Genomic DNA, 22,733 nt, shown 5'->3' on the forward strand with positions numbered 1-22,733 from the left:
TCACTCGCCGGAGTCGGCCTCGCCGTCCTCGGGCTTGTCCGTGCCGTCGACGTCCTCCTCCAGGCCCAGCTGCTCGACCAGCCACTTGTCGAACTCGATCGCGGCACGCACCCAGCTGACCGTGGAGGAGACGAAGTGGTTGAGGTCGACGCCGGTGCCGATCAGCATCTGGGCCTCGCCGATGAGGCGGACCGTGCCGTCGTCGTGCGTGTGGGTGTAGACCTTGGGCCACAGGGTGCGGCGGTTCCAGTCGTCGACCGACTCGAGGAGCTGGGCCTTGTCCTCGATCTGGTGCGGGCGGTCGTAGAAGGTCCGCACCGAGAAGACCGCGTGCTCGTCCTCCCCGCGGAACATGAAGTAGGTGCGGAACTGCTCCCAGGGCGCCGCGAGGTCGCCCTCCTCGTCGAGGACGTACTTCAGCTCCATCTGCTCCAGAAGCTGTTTGACGAGGTCCTGGTCCGGGAGGACGGGGCCGCCCGGTCCCTGGGGCTGCGGCTCGGGCTGGCCCCCGAAGTTCGGAATCGAGGACGGGTCGATGCTCACCGTGTTTTTCCCTTCGTACGGATCCCGCCATCCTCCCCCATGCGGGGAGGGGGGTGGCAAGCCCTGACGGGGCCTGTCAGCCTTTGGCTGACATGATCCAGTGCCCGGGCGGCGGCCCGGTGAACACACAGGGGCCGATATGGCGGGGCGGGGACGCGGCAGACGGGTGCTGCTGGGGGTGGTGCTGACGCTCCCGGCGCTGCTGCTGGCCTGGGTGGTCCTCGCGGTGGTGCGGCTGGCGACCTCGGACTATCCGCTGGGCGGCGGCCCGGAGCAGGTGCCGTGCGCCGAGGCGCTGGAGTTCGGCGGCGGGAAGCTGCCGCAGGGCGCGTACGACACCCGGTGCACCGTGCAGAGCTGGCTGGACACGTCGTACGCGGCCGAGTTCCGGATGCCCCGCCAGGACGTGGGCGCGTGGCTGGCGAAGACCTATCCGTCCGGGCCCGCGCCCGGCACCGAGCTGTGCGACGACGGCGCCGACCTCTGTCTGAACCTGGACTCCGAGGCGGCGGGGCCACCGGCGGGCGCGGGCGCCGACGCGGTGACGGTGAACGTGACGTACGAGGGCCCGGACCGGGCCCTCGTACGGTTCAGCGCGTTCACCGTGTGAGCGTCAGGCGGTCACCTGTGAGCGTCAGAGCGTCTTCCCCGTCGGCGGGCCGACCAGCAGGCCCTCGCCGAAGCGGTCCACGCGGACCGTGTCGCCGTCCTTGATCTCGCCGGACAGGATCTCCCGGGCGAGCCGGTCGCCGATGGCGGTCTGCACCAGGCGGCGCAGCGGCCGGGCGCCGTACGCCGGGTCCATCCCCTCCTCCGCGAGCCAGGCCAGCGCCTCGGGCGTGACGTCCAGGGTGAGCCGGCGCTCGGCGAGCCGCCGGCCCAGCCGCTCGATCTGCAGCCCCGCGATCCGCTCCAGCTCGGGCTTGGTCAGCGCGGAGAACACCACCAGGTCGTCCAGGCGGTTGAGGAATTCCGGCTTGAAGGACGCCCGTACGACCTCCAGCACCTGCTCCTTCTTCTCCTCCTCGGTCCGCAGCGGGTCGATCAGGAACTGGCTGCCCAGGTTGGAGGTGAGCACCAGGATGGTGTTGCGGAAGTCGACGGTGCGGCCCTGGCCGTCGGTCAGGCGGCCGTCGTCCAGCACCTGGAGCAGGATGTCGAAGACCTCCGGGTGGGCCTTCTCCACCTCGTCCAGGAGGACCACGGTGTACGGGCGCCTGCGCACCGCCTCGGTCAGCTGGCCGCCCTCCTCGTAGCCGACGTACCCGGGGGGCGCGCCGACCAGCCGGGCCACGCTGTGCTTCTCGCCGTACTCCGACATGTCGATGCGGACCATGGCCCGCTCGTCGTCGAAGAGGAAGTCCGCGAGCGCCTTGGCGAGTTCGGTCTTGCCGACGCCGGTCGGGCCGAGGAAGAGGAACGATCCGGTGGGCCGGTCGGGGTCGGCGATGCCGGCCCGGGAGCGCCGTACCGCGTCGCTGACCGCGCGCACGGCCTCGCCCTGGCCGATGAGCCGCCTGCCCAGCTCGTCCTCCATGCGCAGCAGCTTCTGGGTCTCCCCCTCCAGCAGCCGGCCGGCCGGGATGCCGGTCCAGGCCCCGACGACGTCGGCGATGTCGTCGGCGCCGACCTCCTCCTTGACCATGGTGTCCTGCGCGGCCTCCTCCTCGGCCTCGGAGGCGGCCTCCAGCTCCTTCTCCAGCTGCGGGATCTCGCCGTAGAGCAGCTTGGCGGCCTTGTCGAAGTCGCCGTCGCGCTGGGCGCGTTCGGCCTGGCCGCGCAGGTCGTCCAGCCGCTCCTTGAGCTCACCGACCCGGTTGAGGGACTGCTTCTCCTTCTCCCAGCGGGCGGTCAGGCCCCGCAACTCCTCCTCCCGGTCGGCGAGATCGCGGCGCAGCTTCTCCAGCCGGGCCAGCGAGGCGGGGTCGGTCTCCTTGCCGATCGCCAGCTCCTCCATCTTCAACCGGTCGACGGAGCGCTGGAGTTCGTCGATCTCCACCGGCGAGGAGTCGATCTCCATGCGCAGCCGGGAGGCCGCCTCGTCCACCAGGTCGATGGCCTTGTCCGGCAGGAAGCGGGAGGTGATGTAGCGGTCGGAGAGGGTGGCGGCGGCGACCAGGGCGCTGTCCGCGATCTGCACCTTGTGGTGCGCCTCGTAGCGGCCCTTGAGACCGCGCAGGATCGCGATGGTGTCCTCGACGGTCGGCTCGGCGACCAGCACCTGCTGGAAGCGGCGCTCCAGGGCGGGGTCCTTCTCGATCCGCTCCCGGTACTCGTCCAGCGTGGTGGCGCCGACCATGCGCAGCTCACCGCGGGCGAGCATGGGCTTGAGCATGTTGCCCGCGTCCATGGCGGAGTCGCCGCCCGCGCCCGCGCCGACGACCGTGTGCAGCTCGTCGATGAAGGTGATGATCTGCCCGTCGGAGTCCTTGATCTCGGCGAGGACGGCCTTGAGGCGCTCCTCGAACTCGCCGCGGTACTTGGCGCCGGCCACCATCGCGCCGAGGTCCAGCGAGACCAGGCGCTTGTCCTTCAGCGACTCGGGCACATCGCCCTTGACGATCCGCTGCGCGAGCCCCTCCACGACGGCGGTCTTGCCGACGCCCGGCTCGCCGATCAGGACCGGGTTGTTCTTCGTACGACGGCTCAGCACCTGCACGACCCGCCGGATCTCCTGGTCCCGCCCGATGACCGGGTCGAGCCGGCCCTCGCGGGCGGCGGCGGTGAAGTCGGTGCCGAACTTCTCCAGGGCCTTGTACTGGCCCTCCGGGTCGGCGGTGGTCACGCGGCGTCCTCCCCTGGCCTTCTTGAAGGCCTCCAGCAACTTCTTCGCCTCGGCGCCCTCGCGCCGCAGCAGCTCACCGGCGGCTCCGCCCTTGGCGGCGATGCCGATCAGCAGGTGTTCGGTCGACAGGTACTCGTCGCCGAGGTCCTTGGCCCGCTCGCCCGCGTCCGCGATCACGGCCAGCAGGTCGCGGCTCGGCTGCGGGGGCGCGACGGTGGAGCCGGCCACGCTGGGCAGCGTGGCGAGGAGCTTCTCCGCGCCCGCGCGGACGGCGGCCCGGTCGGCGTCGACGGCGGCGAGCAGGTCGGTGATGTTCTCGTTCTCCTGCCCCGCGAGCAGCGCCAGCAGCAGATGCGCGGGGGTCAGGTCCGGGTGCCCCTCGGTCACGGCCCGGTTGCTGGCCGTGTTGATCGCGTCCCGGCTCTTGTTGGTCAGCTCGGCGTCCACGTGTGCGTTCTCCTCCTAGGCGTACCTCAGCCTGCATCCCTCTGCTGACTTAACCAGCGTACATAAAGTTGAGTCTATTCCACTCAAGGCTGCTCGCGCACCGGTCTGCGGCTAGGTTTCCGGGCATGGCGAACCATTCCGTGGATCCGGGTTCCCCGGACGAGGCGTATCTCGGCTTCTGGCGCGAGCGGCATCTGTGCACCCTGACGACCATCCGCCCGGACGGCAGTCCGCATGTAGTGCCGGTCGGGGTGACGTACGACCCCGAGGCGCGCCTCGCCCGGGTGATCTGCAACGGGGCCAGCGCGAAGGCGGCCCATGTCCGCGCCGCCGGGCCCGAGGGCGCCCTCGCCGCCGTCTGCCAGGTCGACGGGCGCCGCTGGGCCACCCTGGAGGGGCGGGCGCGCCTGTCCACGGACCCGGACCGGATCAGGGAGGCGGAGCGCCGCTACGCCGAGCGCTACACCCGCGAGCCCGCGCCGAACCCGGCCCGCGTGGTGATCGAGATCTCGCTGGAGAGGGCGCTGGGGCGGGGGTGAACGGAATGTGGAGGTCGAGTGATGCCACGGCGGCCATGTTCGATTCGTTTCGGCCACCGCGGGAGTCGGGGCATACCCCGAAATGTCGCCACGAACAACAGCGGCGTCACCGTGTTCAGGTCACGGTGACGCCGCTGCGGGGGGAAGCGCCTGAGCGATCTTTTACGACGGGGGAATCGCGTCAGGCACTGCGGGGGGTGGCCGAGATTGTTCTCAGGTCGGACTCCACCGGCTCGGTGAGCCGGTGATCCCGCTGGTCCAGGTTCACAAAGATCATTCCGTACCGTATGGCACACCGCACCGGCTGAGGCGCCCCACGCGGCTTGCGCAGGCACCGGTAGGCCCGGACGTCCTCCTCGTCGTCGCGCGTGACGACGACCGGCTCACCGAAGACGGTCACCATCAGCGAGTCCCCCGGGTGGGGAATCGCGGTCACCAGATCGATGAAGTGCCAGCCGGAGCGGTAGGCGGTGGCCATCTCACGGCGGAAGGAGCGGTCGTCGGGTGGCGTGGTCACATCAGCTCCCTGAACCGTCTGCCGTGTCCACCGTCGTCGTGGTCACCGCAGTCGCGGGTGCGGGCGCCGAGGGCCACCGGGTGTCCGAGGGCCACCGGGTGTCGGCGCGCACATCGGTCTTCGCGTCGAACGTGGCCACCGCGGGCCACCTGGTGTCCGCGCGAGCGTCGCTCTTCGCACCGAAGGGGCCACTCAGCACTCCAAGGGCCACAACGGCGGAGAAGGTGGCGACCAGCACCGAGCGAATCATCTTCTTGCCCATGGTCGACTTCGTCCTCACTTGAAGGTCCCCTTCTTCCCCCGTCGGATAAGACGATGGCTCATTCAGGCACATCATGACCACACAATCAGTGCATCATGTTCCTGCATGTTCAGGACCCTGGGGGGTGGAGATTTGACTTCAAATCGGCACAACACGGTACATCCCCATGCGGTCACCGAATTGTGCGAGGAGGGGGGCCGACTTTACGCCAAGGCCCTGCGTACCGGACGTGTCTCCCGTGCTGACGTGGCATCGGCTCCCTGCCTGATGGAGTTCGCCCTGCTCCACCCGGACCCGGACGATCCCGACTGGCTGCGCCCGGTGCCACCCGCGGTGGCGCTGGCCCAGCGATTGTCCCCCGTGGAACGGGAGATAGCCGATCGCCGGCGCTGGGCGGTGCAACTCTCCGATGTATTCGAGCCGTTCCTCGCGATGAGCGCCCAGACCGGGTCCGAGACCGACTCGATCACGGTCCTGGAGGGCAGCGACCGCATCAACGCCGCCCTCGACCTGGCCACCGCCCAGTGCCAGTCCGCCGTGCTCACCGTCCAGCCGAGCAACCGCTTCACCGAACACACCATCACCCAGGGCCTGGAGCGGGACACCGCCCTGGTGGAGCGGGGCGTGCACATCCGCACGCTGTACCAGCACACGGCACGCTACAACCTCGGCCATCTCGGCTACGTCGCCCAGCTCACCAGCGGCAAGGTGGAGTACCGCACCATCGACGAACTGGTCGAACGGCTCATCATCTGCGACGAGTCGGTCGCCTTCATCCCCACCCGCGACGACCAGCAGGTGGCCCTGGAACTGCGCAACCCCGGGCTCATCCGCTACCTCATCAAGGTCTTCGAGTTCATGTGGAACCGCGCGGTACCGCTGACCGCGGGCGCCCCGTACGAGACCGCGCCCGACGGCATCACCGAGATCCAGCACTCCATCGCCAAGCTCCTGGTGGAGGGTCATGTGGACGAGGCCATCGCGCGCCGGCTCGGGATGAACGTGCGCACCTGCCGCGCCCATATCGCCCGGCTCGCCCAGGCGCTCGGCAGCGGCAGCCGCGCCCAGCTCGGCTATCTCATCGCCCAGTCCGGCATCCTGGACAAGTGAGCCGCCCCTACCGGCCCCCTGCGGGCCGGTAGGGGGCCTCTCCTGAGGGAGTGTCACCGCGAGGCGTTCCGGGCGGCCGGCAGGCCCCTGCCGCTGCCGTCCAGGCCGGCCTGCGCGATGCGCACTCCCAGCTGGGTACGGCTCGCCGCGCCCAGGGTCTCCGAGAGGCGGGCGATGTGCGCCCGGCAGGTGCGCACGCTGATGCCGAGCCGCTCGGCGATCACCGCGTCCTGGTGGCCCTCGGCGAGCAGCGCCGCGATGGACTGCTCGCGGTGCGAGATGCCCTCGATACCGGTGTCCGGCAGCGGCGCGGTGAGCGGGATGGCGAGCCGCCACAGCCGCTCGAAGACGGTCACCAGGTACTCCACCAGCGCCGGGTGGCGCAGCTCCAGGGCCATGGTGCGGTCGGCGTTCGCCGGGATGAAGGCCACGGTGCGGTCGAAGAGGATGAGCCGGTCGATGACCTCGTCCAGGGTGCGGGCCTCCACCGTGTCGCCCATCAGCTCCAGGTAGTTGAGCAGCCCCTGCCCGTGCCGGGCCACATGCGTGTACAGGTCCCGCATGCGCACGCCCCGCCCGCGCAGGGCCAGCGCCCGGTGCAGGCCCTCGGTCAGCTCGGCCTCCCGGCGGATGCCGCCCGGCTGCACGGTGAGCACCTCGGTGGTGCACGCCTGCGTCGCCTCGTCCATCGCGGCCTGGATCCGGGACAGCCCGTCCAGCACCCGTACCGCGCTGCCCCCGCCCGGCGCCGCGAGCGCCTGCAACTGGCCGAGCCCGGCGTACCGCTCGAAGGCGGCCACCGCCGAGCCCACCCGGCGCTGGCTCTCACTGACCTCGTCGTAGACCCCGCGCAGCAGCCGGGTCATGACCTCCTGCGGGGAGGTGGGGACCAGCCAGTCCATGTCGTCGGGGTCCGGGTGCAGCAGGGCCAGTTCCAGCAGGCAGGGCACCGCCTCGGCCTCGACGCGCGGCACCCGGCCCCGGCGCACCGCCCGTGCGTACACGCGGTCCCCGGCCTCGCACAGCCGGTCGGCACCGTGGGGATGCTGCTCCGCCCTCCGCCCGGCCATCGCGCATTCCACCCCCGGTGTGCTGCCACTTCCGCAGCGCAACTATGCGTGGCGCCGACCGGGTCCGCAACACGGCTCCCCAGTGCACGGCGGTCGTTAACGACCACTGCGTCCGGGTATCCCCCAGGCCCCGCCCCTCGCATTGCCACAAGATGACGGTGGCGACGCCCGCATGACAGGGGCGTCGTCGATCGCGCCGCACCGCACCCGCCGAAAGGCGCGGTGCGGCGACCCGCTACTTCAGGCCGATCGCGGTGCACTGCGCCTTGAACTTGGCGGTGCAGATGTCGTCCACGGTGTAGATGCCGTCCGCGATGACCGTGTCCTTGATGGTCTTGCGCGTCAGGGCGCTCACCTGGACCAGCTTGGACGGGATGTTCTTGGTGGTGGGGCTGTCCACCTTGTCCTCGGTGAGCGCGTCGAACTGGATGTCCTTGCCCTGGACCTTGGAGACGGCCATCTGCGCGGCGGCCTCGGCCTCGTCCGGGTAGGACTTGTAGACGCTCATGTACTGCTCGCCCGCCACCACCCGCTGTACGGCGTCCAGCTCGGCGTCCTGGCCGGTGACCGGCGGCAGGCTGGTGACGCCCGCGGCCTTCAGGGCCTTGATGACACCGCCCGCCATGCCGTCGTTGGCGGAGTAGACGCCCGCGATGTTGCCCGCGCCGATCTGGCTGATCGCCTTCGCCATGTTGGCCTGGGCGTTCTCCGGCTTCCAGTCCGTGGTGTCGTAGCTGGCCGCGATGGTCACCTTGCCGTTCAGCTCGGAGAGCGCGCCCTCCTTGAACTGCTTGGCGTTCGGGTCGGTGGGCGAGCCGTTCATCATCACGATCTTCGTGGCGGTGCTCGCGTTCGAGCCCAGCGCGTCCAGCAGCGAGCGGCCCTGCACCTCGCCGACGAGCTCGTTGTCGAAGGAGACGTACGCGCTGATCGGGCCCTCGGCCAGGCGGTCGTAGGCGATGACCGGGATGCCCGCGTCCTTGGCCTTCTTCACCTCGCCCGCGATGGCGTGCGAGTCGACGGCGTCCAGCAGGATCACATCGACCTTGTCGTCGATCATCTTCTGCATCTGGCCGGACTGCTTCGCCGCGTCCGCGTTCGCGTTCTCGTACTCGACCTTGCCCTGCTTGGCGGTCAGGTCGGAGACCTTGCTCTTGATGATGGGGTAGTCGAACTTGTCGTAGCGCGTGTTGGTCTTCTCCGGCAGCAGCAGACCCACGGTGAGGTCGTTGCCCTTGGCCGGGCTCGCGCTCGTGCTGTCCCCCGTCGCGTTCAGGACGCCGCAGCCGGCCAGCGAGAGGGTCGCCGCACAGGCGGCCACGGACAGGGCGATACGGCGCATACGAGGGCTCACTTCACGTGTGTTTCGGACGTGGGTGCTGCTATAGGACCCAGGTGTCTGAAAAGACAACGCGGAGCCGACAGCCGGCGTCAAGAAGCCTTGCTTAACGAGTGGGCAACACTACGCGCCGTCCAACATGTGAAAGCAATGGGGAAACCTCTCCAAACACCCTTTACGGACCGTCCATCCAAGGGGAGTTCACGAGGTGGCAAAGAGTGGGTTGTGACCGCGCCGCGCCCGTCGGGTCCGTCACCGGAGCCGCCGGGTCCGGTGACGCCGAAGGGCCCGCGGACGGGATGCGTCCGCGGGCCCTTGGCCGTGCGTGGTGATCCGGGCACTCAGTCGCCCTGCTGCGGGGACCGCTTGGGCCGCCACACGACCAGCGCGCTGGTCTGCTGGACCTCCTGGTACGGGACCAGGTCCCGCCGGTAGGAGGCGTGCACGGCGGCCTCGCGCTGGCGCATGGTGGCCGCCGCGCCGTCCAGGGCCGACTCCAGCTCCGCGACACGGGACTGGAGCGCGGCGACCTGGTTCTCCAGTTCGATGATGCGCTTGATGCCGGCCAGGTTGATGCCCTCGTCCTGCGACAACTGCTGTACCTGGCGGAGCAGTTCGATGTCACGGGCCGAGTAGCGCCGGCCCCGGCCCGCGGTGCGGTCCGGGGAGACCAGGCCCAGGCGGTCGTACTGGCGCAGCGTCTGCGGATGGAGTCCGGAGAGCTGGGCCGCCACCGAGATGACGTAGACCGGGGTCTCCTCGGTCAGTTCGTACGGATTGCGCCGGCGGCCTTCCATCACGCTCAAGCTCCCTTCGCGGCCTCGAACAGCTCCGCCCGCGGGTCCTCGCCCGCGGTCGCCTCGCGATACGCCTCCAGTGCGTCACGAGCCTTCCCCGACAGGTCCTCCGGGACACTCACCTCGACGGTGACCAGGAGGTCGCCGCGGGTGCCGTCCTTGCGGACCGCGCCCTTGCCGCGGGCCCGCATGGTCCTGCCGTTCGGAGTGCCCGGGGGCAGCTTCAGGGTGACCGGCGGGCCGCCGAGGGTCGGCACCCGCACCTCGCCGCCGAGCGCGGCCTCCGCGAAGGTGACCGGGACGGTCACCGTCAGGTTGTCGCCCTTGCGGCCGAACACCGGGTGTTCGCCCACGTGCACGGTCACATACAGATCGCCGGCCGGGCCGCCCCGCTCACCGGGGGCGCCCTTGCCGCGCAGCCGGATCCGCTGCCCGTCGGTGACACCCGCCGGGATGCGGACCTGCATGGTGCGCGAGGACTTGGCGCGACCGCTGCCCTTGCAGTCCGGGCAGGGGTTCTCGGCGATCAGACCGCGGCCCTTGCAGTCGGGGCAGGGGTCGGTCAGCGAGAAGCCGCCGCCCGAGCCCCGGGCGATCTGGCCGGTGCCGACACAGGTCGGGCACACCCGGGGCGTGCCGTTCTTGTCGCCGGTGCCGGAACAGGCCTTGCAGGGCTGCTGGGAGGTCATCCGCAGCGGCACCGTGGCCCCCTCGATCGCCTCGGTGAAGCTGAGGGTGACCTCGGTGTCCACGTCCTGGCCGCGGCGCGGCTGCGTACGGGTCGCCCCGCCCGCGCCGCCCCGGTTGAACAGGCCCCCGAAGACATCGCCGAGCCCGCCGCCGAAGCCGCCGCTCTGGGCGGTGCCGCCGCCTCCGAAGAGGTCGCCCAGGTCGAAGTTGAAGTTGCCGCCGCCGGCGCCCGGCCCGGGGCCGAAGCCACCGTTGCCGAACAGGGCGCGCGCCTCGTCGTACTCCTTGCGCTTCTTGGGGTCGCCGAGGATGTCGTTCGCCTCGGAGATCTCCTTGAAGCGCTCCTCGGCCTTGGCGTTGCCCTTGTTGGCGTCCGGGTGGAACTCGCGCGCGAGCTTCCGGTACGCCTTCTTGATCTCGGCCTCGGTGGCGTCCTTGGGGACGCCGAGGACCTTGTAGAAGTCCTTCTCGATGAAGTCCTTGGTGCTCATCCCCGACGTCCCTCCTTCCCGTCCGCTGTGATTACGTCAGCCCTCCTCCGGGCCACCGTTCTCCTTGTCGTCGGCCGCCTCGGACTTCTCCTCGGCGCCCTCGGCCTTGCCCGCCTTCTCCGGCTTCCCGGCCTGCGCGCCCGGCTGCGGCTCGGCCACGGCCACCCGCGCGGGGCGGATGGTGCGCTCGCCGATGCGATACCCGGGCTGCAGGATCGCCACGCAGGTCGTCTCAGTGACGTCCGGCGCGTAGCTGTGCATCAGGGCCTCGTGGATGGTCGGGTCGAAGGGCTCGCCCTCCTTGCCGAACTGCTGGAGGCCCAGCTTGGCCGCGGTGGCCTCCGTCGACTCGGCCACCGACTTGAAGCCGCCGACCAGTTCGCCGTGTTCCCGTGCGCGGCCGATGTCGTCGAGCACGGGCAGCAGCTCGGTCAGGAGGTTCGCGACGGCGATCTCCTTGACCGTGACCCGGTCCCGCTCGACCCGGCGGCGGTAGTTCTGGTACTCGGCCTGGAGCCGCTGGAGGTCCGCGGTGCGCTCGTTCAGCGCGGTGCGTACCTGGTCCAGCTGGGCGACCAGACCTGCGTCTGCGTTCGCGTCCCCGGCCGGGGCCGCCCCCTCCTTGGGGGCGGCCTTCGACTCGGCGTCGTCAGGGGTGGCGCCGGAGGGGACGTCGGGCTTCTCCTCGAAGCCCGGGGTCTCCTCCGTCACGCGGCACCGTCCTTGCGCTCGTCGTCCACGATCTCGGCGTCCACGACGTCGTCGTCGGCCTTGGCCTGGCCGGCACCGGCGTCACCGTCGCCCGCGGCCTGCGCGCCCTGGGCGTCGGCGTACATCGCCTGGCCGAGCTTCTGCGAGACGGCCGCGACCTTCTCGGTGGCGGTGCGGATCTCGGCGGTGTCCTCGCCCTTGAGCTTCTCCTTCAGCTCGGCGATGGCGGACTCCACCTCGGTCTTGACCTCGCCCGGGACCTTGTCCTCGTTGTCCTTGAGGAACTTCTCGGTCTGGTAGACGAGCTGCTCGCCCTGGTTGCGGGTCTCGGCGGCCTCGCGGCGCTTGTGGTCCTCCTCCGCGTAGCGCTCGGCCTCCTCGCGCATGCGGTCGACCTCGTCCTTCGGCAGCGAGGAGCCGCCGGTGACGGTCATCTTCTGCTCCTTGCCGGTGCCGAGGTCCTTCGCCGTGACGTGCATGATGCCGTTGGCGTCGATGTCGAAGGAGACCTCGATCTGCGGGACGCCGCGGGGCGCCGGCGGCAGACCGGTCAGCTCGAACATGCCGAGCTTCTTGTTGTACGCCGCGATCTCGCGCTCGCCCTGGTAGACCTGGATCTGCACGGACGGCTGGTTGTCCTCGGCCGTGGTGAAGATCTCGGAGCGCTTCGTCGGGATCGTGGTGTTGCGCTCGATCAGCTTGGTCATGATGCCGCCCTTGGTCTCGATACCGAGGGACAGCGGGGTGACGTCGAGCAGCAGGACGTCCTTGACCTCGCCCTTGAGGACACCGGCCTGGAGCGAGGCGCCGATGGCGACGACCTCGTCCGGGTTGACGCCCTTGTTGGCCTCCTTGCCGCCGGTCAGCTCCTTGACGAGCTCGGCCACGGCGGGCATACGGGTGGAGCCACCGACGAGGACGACGTGGTCGATCTCGTTGATGGAGATGCCGGCGTCCTTGATGACGTTGTGGAACGGCGTCTTGCAGCGCTCCAGCAGGTCGGCCGTCAGCTGCTGGAACTGGGCGCGGGTGAGCTTCTCGTCCAGGTGCAGCGGGCCCTCGGCGGACGCCGTGATGTAAGGCAGGTTGATCGAGGTCTCGGTGGACGAGGACAGCTCGATCTTGGCCTTCTCGGCGGCCTCGCGGAGGCGCTGGAGGGCCATCTTGTCCTTGGAGAGGTCCACGCCGTGACCGGACTGGAACTGCTTGACCAGGTAGTCGACGACGCGCTGGTCCCAGTCGTCACCACCGAGGTGGTTGTCACCGTTGGTGGCCTTCACCTCGACGACGCCGTCGCCGATCTCCAGCAGGGACACGTCGAAGGTGCCGCCGCCGAGGTCGAAGACGAGGATCGTCTGGTCGTCCTTGTCGAGGCCGTAGGCCAGCGCGGCGGCCGTCGGCTCGTTGACGATGCGCAGGACGTTCAGGCCCGCGATCTCGCCGGCCTCCTTCGTCGCCTGACGCTCGGAGTCGTTGAAGTACGCCGGGACGGTGATGACCGCGTCGGTCACCTTCTCGCCCAGGTAGGCCTCGGCGTCCCGCTTGAGCTTCTGCAGGATGAAGGCGCTCATCTGCTGCGGGTTGAACTGCTTCCCGTCGAGCTCGATCTTCCAGTCCGTGCCCATGTGGCGCTTCACGGAGCGGATGGTCCGGTCCACGTTCGTGACCGCCTGGCGCTTGGCGACCTCGCCGACCAGCACCTCACCGTTCTTCGCGAAGGCGACGACGGACGGCGTGGTCCTGGCACCCTCGGCGTTGGTGATGACGGTGGGCTCGCCGCCCTCCAGAACGCTGACGACGGAGTTAGTCGTGCCCAGGTCGATGCCGACCGCACGTGCCATGGTTGATTCCTCCAGCTGACTTGAGTGCAACGGACTCAAGTGTGCACGAGCGGGCAGCCGAGGTCAACAGACCTGAGTCGTCCAGACTCAAGTCTTATCCGTTCCTTACACGCAACCGCCCGTTGACCTGCGTCGATGCCATACGACGGGGCCGCTGGACCGGGATCCGAACAGGCGCCCGCAGGAGGACGAGCACCAGAACGGCCACTCCTCCCGCCACCCAGAGCACGGGTTCCTCCCCCGCCCACCCGCCATGCACGAGCACTCCCGCGAGCACCGCGGCGAAGGCGCACACCCCGAGCACCACCACGGCCCCCGGCTGGGTGAGCCCGAACCGCCGCAGCCGGTGCACCAGGTGGTCCGGGCCGCGCCGCAGCAGCGGCCGGCGCCCGAGCAGCCGTACGAGGACCACCAGGCCGGCGTCCGCGAGGGCGACGGCGCCGAGGCAGAACAGCACGGCCGCGCTCGGTCCGATCGCGTACCCGGCGCGGGTGAAGACGACCCCGGAGGACAGCAGGAACCCGGTGAACAGCGAGCCGCAGGCGCCGAGTCCGACCCGGGCGGGATGCCAGTTGTGCATCAGGAAGCCGGTGAGGGCGGCGGCGAACACGCTGAGCAGGACGGCGAGCCCGTCCATCACCTCGATGGCGGCGCAGACACCGGCCCCGAAGGCGGTGACCACGCCCACGGTCCCGGCGAGGCCGTCCGCGTGGTCGAGCCCCCGGAAGACGAGCGTGACGAGGACGATCCCGGCCACGGCGAGCGCGCCCCCGGCCACCCCCGTCTCGTCGTAGGGCACCACACAGGCCGCCGCCACCGCCGTACCGGCGGCGATCACCCGGCCGCGCAGCCGCCAGACGTCGGCGACCAGGCCGAGCAGTCCGACCGCCACGGCGGCCAGGAGCAGCCCGCCGACCCCGTCACCCAGCGGGGCGACCCGGGTCCATTCACCCGTCCAGGCGACCAGCGAGGTGACGGTGACGACGGCGAGGCCGCCGAGCAGGGGCAGCGGACGGCTCCGGCGCCGGTCGACGACCCCCGCCCGCAGGGCGGGCAGCCGGAGCAGTGCCGCGAGGACGGCGGTGAGCAGCAGGGCGGCGGAGGCCGCGGCGATCCCGTAGAGCACAGACCTAAGGTAGGGGTGAAAGTAGCAATTCGGGATGAATAACACGATCAGATTGCCCTTGGGGTGATCAGCACGCCACGATGGGCGACCCCTCAGCGACCCATATCACCCCGCGCTCCCCTGCGGCGCGACGGAAGATAGGGGTAGTCTCAGAGAACTACATAAGTTACCGCTTAGTAATGTCCGCTCGGTCAATTCGAGGCCGCCCTCAGGAGCCCCAATGCAACTCGCCGCGATCATCGTGTCGCTGGTCCTGATCGTGGTCGGCGTGGCACTGTTCGGCCGCGCCCTCCTCCAGATCTTCAACTTCATGCGTCTCGGCCAGCCGGTACCGGCCGGGACCAGGACCAATGACCCCACACAGCGCACCGTCACGGTGGCCAAGGAGTTCCTCGGCCACACCCGGATGAACCGCTGGGGCATCGTCGGGGTGGCGCACTGGTTCGTGGCGGTGGGCTTCTTCTCGCTGCTGCTGACGATCGTCAACGCGATCGGCCAGCTCTTCAAGGCGGACTGGATCCTGCCGATCATCGGCGACTGGGCGCCGTACAACGTCTTCGTCGAGTTCCTCGGCACCATGACCACGCTCGGCATCCTGGTGCTGATCGCGATCCGCCAGCTGAGCAAGCCGGACAAGCCGGGCCGCAAGTCCCGCTTCGCCGGCTCGAACTTCGGCCAGGCGTACTTCGTCGAGGCCGTCATCCTGATCGTCGGCATCTGCATCTTCACGCTGCACGCCCTGGAGGGCGCCCAGCACCATGTCGACGGCTACGAGGCGTCGTTCTTCATCTCGTATCCGGTCGTCGCCTGGTTCAAGGGCATGAGCGTCGGCACGCTCCAGAACCTCACCTATTTCTTCGCCGCCCTGAAGATCGCGACCTCCTTCATCTGGATGATCACGGTCGCCCTGAAGACCGACATGGGCGTGGCCTGGCACCGCTTCCTCGCCTTCCCGAACATCTGGTTCAAGCGCAACGCCGACGGCGGCACCTCGCTCGGCGCGCTGCTGCCGATGACCTCGGGCGGCAAGGCGATCGACTTCACCGACCCCGGCGAGGACGACGTCTTCGGCGTCTCCCAGGTCGAGCAGTTCTCCTGGAAGGGCCTGCTGGACTTCTCCACCTGCACCGAGTGCGGCCGCTGCCAGTCGCAGTGCCCCGCCTGGAACACCGGCAAGCCGCTGTCCCCGAAGCTGCTGATCATGTCGCTGCGGGACAACGCGCACGCCAAGGCGCCGTACCTGCTGGCCGGTGGCGGCAAGACGGTGGAGGGCGAGGAGAAGGCGTCCGAGGAGGCCCTCAAGGACGTCCCGGCCGCGGCCCTGGCCGAGGCCGAGCGCCCGCTGATCGGCACCGCCGAGGAGAACGGCGTCATCGACCCGGACGTGCTGTGGTCCTGCACCACCTGCGGCGCCTGTGTCGAGCAGTGCCCGGTGGACATCGAGCACGTCGACCACATCGTGGACATGCGCCGCTACCAGGTCATGATCGAGTCGGCCTTCCCCTCCGAGGCGGGCACGATGCTCAAGAACCTGGAGAAGAAGGGCAACCCCTGGGGTCTGGCCAAGAAGCAGCGCCTGGAGTGGACCAAGGAGGTCGACTTCGAGGTCCCGGTCGTCGGCAAGGACATCGAGGACCTCACCGAGGTCGAGTACCTCTACTGGGTCGGCTGCGCGGGCGCGCTGGAAGACCGCGCCAAGAAGACCACGAAGGCCTTCGCCGAACTCCTCCACATCGCGGGCGTCAAGTTCGCGATCATGGGCGGCGACGAGAAGTGCACCGGTGACTCCGCCCGCCGGCTGGGCAACGAGCCTCTGTTCCAGGAGCTCGGCATGGAGAACGTGATGGCCCTGAACACGGCGTTCGGCGAGGAGCTGGACGACGACGGCAAGGCCACCGCGGAGTCCAGGAAGCCGAAGTCGGCGAAGAAGATCGTCGCCACCTGCCCGCACTGCCTCAACACGCTCGGCAACGAGTACCCGCAGCTCGGCGGCGACTACGAGGTCATCCACCACACCCAGCTGCTCCAGCACCTGGTGGACGAGGGCAAGCTGATCCCGGTCACGCCGGTCGAGGGCATCATCACCTACCACGACCCGTGCTACCTGGGCCGCCACAACAAGATCTACACGCCCCCGCGCGAGATCATCGGCAAGGTCCCGGGTCTGCGCAACGAGGAGATGCACCGCCACAAGGAGCGGGGCTTCTGCTGCGGCGCGGGCGGCGCGCGGATGTGGATGGAGGAGCGCATCGGCAAGCGCATCAACAACGAGCGCGTGGACGAGGCCCTCTCCCTCAACCCGGACATCGTCTCCACGGCCTGCCCCTTCTGCCTCGTCATGCTGACCGACTCGGTCAACGGCAAGAAGAACGACGGCAAGGCCAAGGAATCCATCCAGGTCGTCGACGTCGCCCAGCTCCTGCTGGACTCGGTGCGGACCCCGGTGGACCCGGCGGGCGAGTCCGAGTCCGAGCCCACCCCGGAGCCCGAGCCGGTCAAGTAACGGCCTCCAGGCCCCCCGGAAACCCGACAACGCCCCCTGCTTCGCACAGGCAGGGGGCGTTGTCGTGTCCGGGGGCGGGGGGTGCCTCCGCGTAGCCGCCGTGCGCACTTGGCGGGCATCGGGCCGCAAACCTACGGCCAGGGCGGGGCGACCAGGAGCCGGCAGAGGATCGAGAGCGAGCCGCAGGCCGGAAACGGACGCGGACCGGAAGCCGACCGGTGGTCGGGACAGAAGACCAGAAGCGGCGGGCGGCCGGAAAGGGAACGCGGGCCGGTGAGCGAGCCGCAGGCATGAGGCCGAGGCGGGGGTTCCACCCGGGCGCGCCCGTGTCCTCGTCAGCCGACGCGCCGGGCGTCCACGCGCGCACCGGCCGATCCGACCAGGTCAGCCGCCGGAGGGAACCCGCGCCGTGGCCGCAGCCGCCGCACGCGGTCGGCCCTGTGCGGCCGGACCGAGGCGTGTGCCCAGCCCGGCCGACCCACTCACACAGCGAACACCGCGAGGGGCCACGCGCCAGGGGCGAGGCCGTGGCGGAAGGGCATGGCGCCGGGTCTCGTCCATCCGTCGAGGCCCGGCGCCGGGTGTCACGCGTTCTTCGGGGCCGCCTGCTGGACCACGTCGAAGGACCACAGGGTGGAGCCGGAGGCGGCCGGCTTGGGGCGGTCGCCCTCGGTGGCGCCGCCCTGGTGCGCGGCCTTCATCGGGCCCTCCATCCACGCCTGGAAGGACGCCTCGTCACGCCAGCGGGTGTAGACGAGGTACTGGTCGGTGCCCTCGACCGGGCGCAGGAGCTCGAACCACTCGAAGCCGTCGGAGTTCTCCACCGCGTGCGCCCGCGAGGCGAACCGCTTCTCCAGGACCTCCCGCTGCTCGGCGGGCACGGTCAGCACATTGATCTTCACTACGCTCATGGGTCCATCCTGCGCCACCCGCCCCGCTCCCGCCGCAGGGGCACCCGGTAACTCGCCACGGACATCACACACTTAACGGCACCCGGCGGACTCCCGCGATCGGCTCCCGCGCGGTGTCGCCCGCCGACGCCGGGGTGTCCACGACCGGGGTGCCGCAGTTCGGCTCCGTCTTCGCGGACCGAGGCGCGCGTCAGCGGACCGAGCCGCGCCTCACCGGGCCGGGACGGTTCAAACCCGGAACCATCCCTGGTGAAACGGCTGACGGCCCCTTAGGGGATGTCACAGGTCGGCCGCAATGCCGGGCCCGGACCGCCGGGCCCGGCACGTCACCCTCCGGGACCAGGTACGTTCGATGACGTGGCTGGATTCAGGATCGGACGCGGGGGCCGGGACGACCGCACCCCCCAGGGACAGCAGCAGGCGCAGCAGGGACCGTCGTACGGCCGCTCCGGCCCGTCGGGCGGGCGACGCGGCCCGTCGTCGTACGGGCAGCAGGGGCCCCAGGCGCCCGGACAGGACGCGGGACGGCCGTCGTACGGCTACCCGTCGCCGCAGCCGCCGCAGCCCTCGTACGGGCAGCAGCCGTACGGCCGGCCGCCGCACGCGCCGCAGTCGTACGGGCAGCAGTCGTACCCCCGGCAGGGTCGCCCCTACGGGCACCAGGGCCCGGCGGACGACGGCCCGGAGTACTTCGACGACGGCTACGGGGGCGGCACGCCGGACCCGTACGCGGCGAACACGCCGGGCCACACCCAGGCCTTCTCGATCGACGAGGCCGCCGGCTACACCCAGGGCTCGACCTACCAGGCCGGCTCCGCCGCCGCGCCCGCCCCGCCGGTGGGACCGCCGCTGCACTGGAAGGAACTGCTGCGGGGGATCGTCCTCTCCCCCGACCCGACGTTCCTGCGCATGCGGGACTACACGATGTGGGGCCCGGCCCTGATCGTGACCTTCCTCTACGGCCTGCTCGCCGTCTTCGGCTTCGACGACGCCCGCAAGGAGGCCATCGGCGCCACGCTGTCCAACGCGGTGCCGATCGTGCTGATCACCGCGGTCGTGATGGTGCTCGGCCTGTTCATCCTCGGCGTGGTCACCCACACCCTGGCCCGCCAGCTCGGCGGCGACGGCGCCTGGCAGCCCACGGTGGGCCTGTCCATGCTGATCACGGCCCTCACGGACGCGCCCCGACTGGTCTTCGCCATGTTCTTCGGCGGTGACGCGGGCTTCGTCCAGATACTCGGCTGGGCCACCTGGCTCGCCGCGGGCGCGCTGCTCACCATGATGGTGTCCCGCTCCCACGACCTGCCGTGGCCGAAGGCGCTGGGCGCGTCGGCGATCCAGCTGATCGCGCTGCTGTCGATCGTGAAGCTGGGCACGTTCTAGTCCCCGGTCCGCCAGACATGTGAGAGGGCCCCGGTGGTATGCCACCGGGGCCCTCTCACATGTTCGGCCTGTCCGTGTTCCTCAGGCGTCGAGCACCTGGTCGTCCCGCTTCACGACGGGCGGCTGCACGCTCCACGGGAAGTTGATCCAGTCGTCGGTGCGCTTCCAGACGTACTCGCACTTCACGAGGGAGTGGGACTTCTCATAGACCACCGCGGAGCGCACCTCGGCGACGGTGTCGAGGCAGAAGTCGCGGACCAGCTTGAGCGTCTTGCCGGTGTCGGCGACGTCGTCGGTGATCAGGACCTTCTTGTCGGAGAAGTCGATCACGTTCGGGACCGGGGCGAGCATGACCGGCATGTCGAGCGTTGTGCCGAGTACGTACCGGTAATCGCTGGGCGTGATCCCCCGCAAGACCTAGTCTGGCTACGAGGGGGCTACATGACGACCAGCGTTGTCGCAGCTCAGAGCGAGGTTCCTCGTTCTCATGTCCTTACCGGGGGTCGGGTCGAGGGTCCTCGCCCGACCGCCGGTTTGCGCGGTGGAAGGTACGCACGCAAGAGCGCGTACCGCGGTAAGAGCGCGCGCCGAGGTTACTCGGTGCGCGAGCAGCTCCACGCCTCGCAGGGTGACGCCGACCGCCTCGGCGTGAACATCGTCGAGGACTTCGTCGACGATGACCGTTCGGCTTCTCGCTACCGCGACCGCGAGCGCGAAGAGTTCGAGCGAATGATTGAGTGGATCGAGACTGGCAAACTCGACATCGTCCTCGCGTGGGGCTCGTCCCGGCTGCAACGCGACTTGGACGTCTATACCCGACTGCGCAACACGTGTGCGAAGTACGGCGTTCTGTGGTGCTACGGCGGCAAGGTCTACGACCTGTCGAACAAGGACGACCGTTTCCGCACGGGCCTCGACGCCCTGCTCGGCGAGCGCGAGGTCGACGAGCTGCGCGACAACGTCAAGCGCACGTTGCGGTCGAATGCGGTTATCGGCCGGCCGCACGGAATCTCGGCGTACGGATATCGGCGGGTGTACGACCCGCGAACCGGTGCTTTCGTGCGAGAGGAAAAGGACACAGCGCAGGCACCGGTCGTTCTTGAAATCTGCAAGCGCGTCGCGAACGCCGAGCCGTACAAGGCCATCGCCCGGAGCTTGCAGGCTCGGGAGATAACGCCGCCGGCGCTGCGTTGGACCAAGGGCATGGTTACTCGACTGTCGCGCGAGAAGCCCTCGAATTCGGCGCACGAGGCACTGTGGAGCGAGGTGGTCGAGCGTTTGGCGCAGGGTGATGAACCGCTGACGATCGCTCGTGACTTCAACGAGCGCGACGAGCCGTTGATCGCCGCTGTGTGGCACGGGGCCACGATCAAGGACATCGCCATGGACGTGCGGTATACGGGTGCGCGTACGCATCATGGCGAGGTCACCAACGAGGCCGCATGGCCGCAGATTGTGCCGCCGCACATCCACGCGAAGTGCGTCGCGCTCGACAAGGCCAAGAACAGGAAGCCGAGCAATTCGCGCCCGGGGGTGGCGAAGTACCTGTTGTCGTCGATCATGTGCTGCTCGGAGTGCAGGCACCCGGTTGTTTCCGATCCGACCGAGTACGGATTGAACTACCAGTGCAAGACGCCCGGAAAGAACGGGGCTACGGGGTACCACGTGAGCGGCAAGCAGGCGCCGATCGACGAGTACGTGCTCGCGGAACTGTTCAACTGGCTCGCCTCGCCGGCGTTCGTGGAGGCGTACACCAAGGGCGACAAGGAGTTGCAGGACCAGATCGCGAACGCTCAGGCCGAGGCCGAGCTGCTGTCGTCGCGGTTGGAGGAGTTCCGCGACAAGGCGGCCGAGGGTGAGCTGTCGGCGGACGGTTTGGCCGCGATGGAGGCCCGGTTGCTGCCGAAGATCAAGAAGGCGCAGGAGGACGCAAAGGCGCTGCGCGCTCCGGAGATCGTTTCCGATCTTGCGGGTGCGTCACGCGAGGAGATCGAGAAGGCGTGGGCGCAGCTCCAGGTCGCGCAGAGGCGCGTGATCGTCGAGTCGCTGCTAGAGGTCACGCTGCACCCCGTTGGCAAGGGCCGGCACAGTCGTGCGGGAGTGCCGATCTCGTCGTACGTCACGGTGGTCCGTAAGTCGTTGCGGCCGACCGTGACCGATCAGAAGCAGCTCGCCAAGGCGGCGTGAGGCCGCGAAAGCCAAAGGGCCGCACAGCATGTGCTGTGCGGCCCTCGTCGTCTTCCTAACGGCAGTTCTCGTCTTCGGTGTGGCGTGAGTCCCTCGCATCGTCGTCACGGCCGGAGTGGGGGGCAAGGCCGTTCAGGGCTCGTTGCAGGCCGGCCGCCCCTGTGGGGGATATGTGACGCCGGTCCATGTCGATGGTCAGTCCGTCCTCGGTCGCGCGGACGACTGCAATTGCTCCTGTGTCGAGGTGGGTGCGAGTGACGCGGATCAAGTGTTGCCCCCTTGTGGCCATGACGGGACCTTGACTCGAACATATGCGCGAGACAAAGGCCCGGATCACCATACTCCGGTAAACACCGCAGGTCACGCCCCTTAGACAGCGAGTGATCCTCTAGTGAGACGACTCACCACCCTCTGAAAGTTCCGCCGGCAGGTCGCCGGCGGCGTACCGCCTGAGCAGCTCCTCGACCTTCGGCATGTCCTTGCGCTTCATGCCCGGCGCGTGCACGACAACGACCGTCGCCTCGTCGCCACTTGCTCCGAACGGATCGTCGGCGACGAGACCGCAGTACTGCTGCGAGGCGGCCGTGCGCACGTCTCGCTCCGTGACGTCGAGTGCGGACATGATCGCCGCGGCGACTGCGCCGACGACTCCCGGCTCAAGCATGATCAGTTTGTCTTGCGCGATCCGGTGCAGGGTCGTGTACCCAACCACTACCCCCGTCTCCGGGTCGACCGCACGCTCGGCGAGCTTGCGATACGAAACCCCTGTCTTGTTTGCGGCACGTAGGAGATCCCCAAAGGGGGTGCCGTAGGGGGTGCCGGTCTCCGACACGCTGTCACTCCTGTTCTTGTTGCAAAACTCGAACACTCTCATCTAATCGCACATCACCTCGTGCGGCCACGCCGCCAACCGCATTGACGTGCGCTTACACACCCTCGTACGGTTGCCGTGTTCGATATCTGCAACAGCCGGTCGGGCGCTATGCCTTGCTTTGCACCCTTGGTTGTTCGATTTGTGGAACAGAACGGAGGGGGATCCGTGACCAAACACGAGGTACAGACCGAGCCGCGCGAGGACAGCGAGCCGAGCGTCGAGCAGATCGACTTGATCCGGCGAGTCCTCGCCCCTCACATCCACCGGGCGCGTGCAGAGCGCACCGAGCACCAGTCCGCAGCGTGAGGAGAGTGCAGCACGTGAGCAACGTCGAGTTTGTCGGCCCGCCGCCCAAGCAGCGCAACACGAAGCACGCGCGCATCGCCGGCGAACTGCGCGCCCATCCCAACGTCTGGGGCGTCGTGCGCAAGCCCAAAAGCATCACCCGCGCGGCGTCCGCAGCACAGTCCATTCGTAACGCCCGCCTCAATGCCTACGCCCCCGCAGGGTCGTTCGAGGCAGTCGCCCGCACGGTCACCGAGGGCGGCGTCGTCGAGTACCGCGTCTACGCCCGATACATCGGGGCCAGCAAGTGACCAGCGCGACG

The 22,733-nt window shown here is 69.3% G+C and carries 21 protein-coding genes and 1 pseudogene; 8 read left to right on the forward strand and 14 right to left on the reverse strand.

Annotated elements, in window-relative coordinates; translation table 11 throughout:
• Entirely contained in the window at positions 1–543 is a 543-nt protein-coding gene (locus AB0N90_RS13650) for a YbjN domain-containing protein (RefSeq protein WP_365195959.1), read from the reverse strand.
• A gap of 139 nt (positions 544–682) precedes the next feature.
• Here AB0N90_RS13650 and AB0N90_RS13655 point away from each other — a divergent pair, with 139 nt between their 5' ends.
• A complete protein-coding gene (locus tag AB0N90_RS13655) occupies positions 683–1,153 on the forward strand; it encodes a hypothetical protein (RefSeq protein ID WP_365195961.1) in 471 nt (156 codons plus the stop codon).
• A gap of 24 nt (positions 1,154–1,177) precedes the next feature.
• Here the strand turns inward: AB0N90_RS13655 and clpB are convergent, their stop codons facing one another.
• Positions 1,178–3,775: an ATP-dependent chaperone ClpB gene (gene clpB / locus AB0N90_RS13660; protein ID WP_365195964.1), complete on the reverse strand. Its 2,598-nt coding sequence runs from the start codon at positions 3,773–3,775 to the stop codon at positions 1,178–1,180.
• 125 nt (positions 3,776–3,900) lie between these two features.
• Here clpB and AB0N90_RS13665 point away from each other — a divergent pair, with 125 nt between their 5' ends.
• Complete coding sequence (locus AB0N90_RS13665) at positions 3,901–4,314, forward strand: TIGR03618 family F420-dependent PPOX class oxidoreductase (protein WP_085565786.1); 414 nt, start codon at positions 3,901–3,903, stop codon at positions 4,312–4,314.
• Positions 4,315–4,495: 181 nt separating this feature from the next.
• Here the strand turns inward: AB0N90_RS13665 and AB0N90_RS13670 are convergent, their stop codons facing one another.
• Positions 4,496–4,831, reverse strand: a complete 336-nt coding sequence (locus AB0N90_RS13670; RefSeq protein ID WP_085565785.1) for a hypothetical protein — start codon at positions 4,829–4,831, stop codon at positions 4,496–4,498.
• 1 nt (position 4,832) lies between these two features.
• A complete protein-coding gene (locus AB0N90_RS13675) occupies positions 4,833–5,111 on the reverse strand; it encodes a hypothetical protein (protein ID WP_361672502.1) in 279 nt (92 codons plus the stop codon).
• A gap of 87 nt (positions 5,112–5,198) precedes the next feature.
• On the opposite strand from AB0N90_RS13675, the gene AB0N90_RS13680 reads away from it, so the two are divergent.
• The gene (locus tag AB0N90_RS13680) at positions 5,199–6,203 is read left to right on the forward strand and encodes a helix-turn-helix transcriptional regulator (protein ID WP_361672500.1); all 1,005 of its coding nucleotides are present in this window, start codon (positions 5,199–5,201) and stop codon (positions 6,201–6,203) included.
• 53 nt (positions 6,204–6,256) lie between these two features.
• On the opposite strand, the gene AB0N90_RS13685 is transcribed toward AB0N90_RS13680, so the two are convergent.
• The 7 genes from AB0N90_RS13685 to AB0N90_RS13715 form a co-directional block, all read right to left on the reverse strand.
• Entirely contained in the window at positions 6,257–7,273 is a 1,017-nt protein-coding gene (locus AB0N90_RS13685; RefSeq protein WP_361672498.1) for a LuxR C-terminal-related transcriptional regulator, read from the reverse strand.
• Positions 7,274–7,508: 235 nt separating this feature from the next.
• Complete coding sequence (locus tag AB0N90_RS13690) at positions 7,509–8,615, reverse strand: substrate-binding domain-containing protein (RefSeq protein WP_361672495.1); 1,107 nt, start codon at positions 8,613–8,615, stop codon at positions 7,509–7,511.
• A gap of 338 nt (positions 8,616–8,953) precedes the next feature.
• Complete coding sequence (locus AB0N90_RS13695; protein ID WP_128790994.1) at positions 8,954–9,409, reverse strand: helix-turn-helix domain-containing protein; 456 nt, start codon at positions 9,407–9,409, stop codon at positions 8,954–8,956.
• A gap of 5 nt (positions 9,410–9,414) precedes the next feature.
• Positions 9,415–10,590, reverse strand: coding sequence for a molecular chaperone DnaJ (gene dnaJ, locus AB0N90_RS13700; RefSeq protein ID WP_085565779.1), 1,176 nt, complete (start codon positions 10,588–10,590; stop codon positions 9,415–9,417).
• Between the two features lie 36 nt (positions 10,591–10,626).
• Positions 10,627–11,301 (reverse strand): nucleotide exchange factor GrpE, encoded by a 675-nt coding sequence (gene grpE, locus AB0N90_RS13705; protein ID WP_085565778.1) that lies wholly within the window; start codon positions 11,299–11,301, stop codon positions 10,627–10,629.
• Positions 11,298–13,142 (reverse strand): molecular chaperone DnaK, encoded by a 1,845-nt coding sequence (gene dnaK / locus AB0N90_RS13710; protein ID WP_136100406.1) that lies wholly within the window; start codon positions 13,140–13,142, stop codon positions 11,298–11,300. Before dnaK ends, grpE begins: the two co-directional genes overlap by 4 nt.
• Positions 13,143–13,236: 94 nt before the next feature.
• Complete coding sequence (locus tag AB0N90_RS13715) at positions 13,237–14,268, reverse strand: MraY family glycosyltransferase (protein WP_365195971.1); 1,032 nt, start codon at positions 14,266–14,268, stop codon at positions 13,237–13,239.
• Positions 14,269–14,488: 220 nt separating this feature from the next.
• On the opposite strand from AB0N90_RS13715, the gene AB0N90_RS13720 reads away from it, so the two are divergent.
• Positions 14,489–16,771 carry a (Fe-S)-binding protein gene (locus AB0N90_RS13720; protein WP_361672488.1) on the forward strand — a complete coding sequence of 761 codons (2,283 nt, stop codon included), beginning with the start codon at positions 14,489–14,491 and terminating at the stop codon, positions 16,769–16,771.
• Between the two features lie 584 nt (positions 16,772–17,355).
• On the opposite strand, the gene AB0N90_RS13725 is transcribed toward AB0N90_RS13720, so the two are convergent.
• Entirely contained in the window at positions 17,356–17,682 is a 327-nt protein-coding gene (locus AB0N90_RS13725; RefSeq protein ID WP_085565774.1) for an antibiotic biosynthesis monooxygenase, read from the reverse strand.
• 276 nt (positions 17,683–17,958) lie between these two features.
• On the opposite strand from AB0N90_RS13725, the gene AB0N90_RS13730 reads away from it, so the two are divergent.
• On the forward strand, positions 17,959–19,065 hold the full coding sequence (locus tag AB0N90_RS13730; RefSeq protein WP_365195975.1) for a YIP1 family protein: 1,107 nt from the start codon (positions 17,959–17,961) through the stop codon (positions 19,063–19,065).
• Between the two features lie 81 nt (positions 19,066–19,146).
• Here AB0N90_RS13730 and AB0N90_RS13735 read toward each other — a convergent pair.
• Positions 19,147–19,443: pseudogene (locus AB0N90_RS13735) on the reverse strand (phosphoribosyltransferase family protein); the annotation flags it as partial.
• A 63-nt stretch (positions 19,444–19,506) separates the two neighbouring features.
• On the opposite strand from AB0N90_RS13735, the gene AB0N90_RS13740 reads away from it, so the two are divergent.
• Entirely contained in the window at positions 19,507–21,252 is a 1,746-nt protein-coding gene (locus AB0N90_RS13740) for a recombinase family protein (protein WP_365195978.1), read from the forward strand.
• A gap of 388 nt (positions 21,253–21,640) precedes the next feature.
• Here AB0N90_RS13740 and AB0N90_RS13745 read toward each other — a convergent pair whose 3' ends face one another.
• Entirely contained in the window at positions 21,641–22,084 is a 444-nt protein-coding gene (locus AB0N90_RS13745; RefSeq protein WP_365195979.1) for a hypothetical protein, read from the reverse strand.
• Positions 22,085–22,291: 207 nt separating this feature from the next.
• On the opposite strand from AB0N90_RS13745, the gene AB0N90_RS13750 reads away from it, so the two are divergent.
• Positions 22,292–22,432, forward strand: a complete 141-nt coding sequence (locus AB0N90_RS13750; RefSeq protein WP_365195981.1) for a hypothetical protein — start codon at positions 22,292–22,294, stop codon at positions 22,430–22,432.
• Between the two features lie 14 nt (positions 22,433–22,446).
• On the forward strand, positions 22,447–22,722 hold the full coding sequence (locus AB0N90_RS13755; RefSeq protein ID WP_365195984.1) for a hypothetical protein: 276 nt from the start codon (positions 22,447–22,449) through the stop codon (positions 22,720–22,722).
• Positions 22,723–22,733 lie beyond the last annotated feature (11 nt).

This window comes from Streptomyces sp. NPDC093018, assembly GCF_040684035.1.
GTDB lineage: Bacteria > Actinomycetota > Actinomycetes > Streptomycetales > Streptomycetaceae > Streptomyces > Streptomyces murinus.

Coding starts and splice junctions, on each gene's coding strand:
- AB0N90_RS13695 (WP_128790994.1), bottom strand. CDS start 9,409: ATGGAAGGCCGCCGGCGCAATCCGTACGAACTGACCGAGGAGACCCCG.
- AB0N90_RS13655 (WP_365195961.1), top strand. CDS start 683: ATGGCGGGGCGGGGACGCGGCAGACGGGTGCTGCTGGGGGTGGTGCTG.
- AB0N90_RS13685 (WP_361672498.1), bottom strand. CDS start 7,273: ATGGCCGGGCGGAGGGCGGAGCAGCATCCCCACGGTGCCGACCGGCTG.
- AB0N90_RS13665 (WP_085565786.1), top strand. CDS start 3,901: ATGGCGAACCATTCCGTGGATCCGGGTTCCCCGGACGAGGCGTATCTC.
- AB0N90_RS13680 (WP_361672500.1), top strand. CDS start 5,199: ATGTTCAGGACCCTGGGGGGTGGAGATTTGACTTCAAATCGGCACAAC.
- dnaK (WP_136100406.1), bottom strand. CDS start 13,142: ATGGCACGTGCGGTCGGCATCGACCTGGGCACGACTAACTCCGTCGTC.
- dnaJ (WP_085565779.1), bottom strand. CDS start 10,590: ATGAGCACCAAGGACTTCATCGAGAAGGACTTCTACAAGGTCCTCGGC.
- AB0N90_RS13740 (WP_365195978.1), top strand. CDS start 19,507: ATGACGACCAGCGTTGTCGCAGCTCAGAGCGAGGTTCCTCGTTCTCAT.
- AB0N90_RS13720 (WP_361672488.1), top strand. CDS start 14,489: ATGCAACTCGCCGCGATCATCGTGTCGCTGGTCCTGATCGTGGTCGGC.
- AB0N90_RS13725 (WP_085565774.1), bottom strand. CDS start 17,682: ATGAGCGTAGTGAAGATCAATGTGCTGACCGTGCCCGCCGAGCAGCGG.
- AB0N90_RS13690 (WP_361672495.1), bottom strand. CDS start 8,615: ATGCGCCGTATCGCCCTGTCCGTGGCCGCCTGTGCGGCGACCCTCTCG.
- AB0N90_RS13730 (WP_365195975.1), top strand. CDS start 17,959: ATGTCACAGGTCGGCCGCAATGCCGGGCCCGGACCGCCGGGCCCGGCA.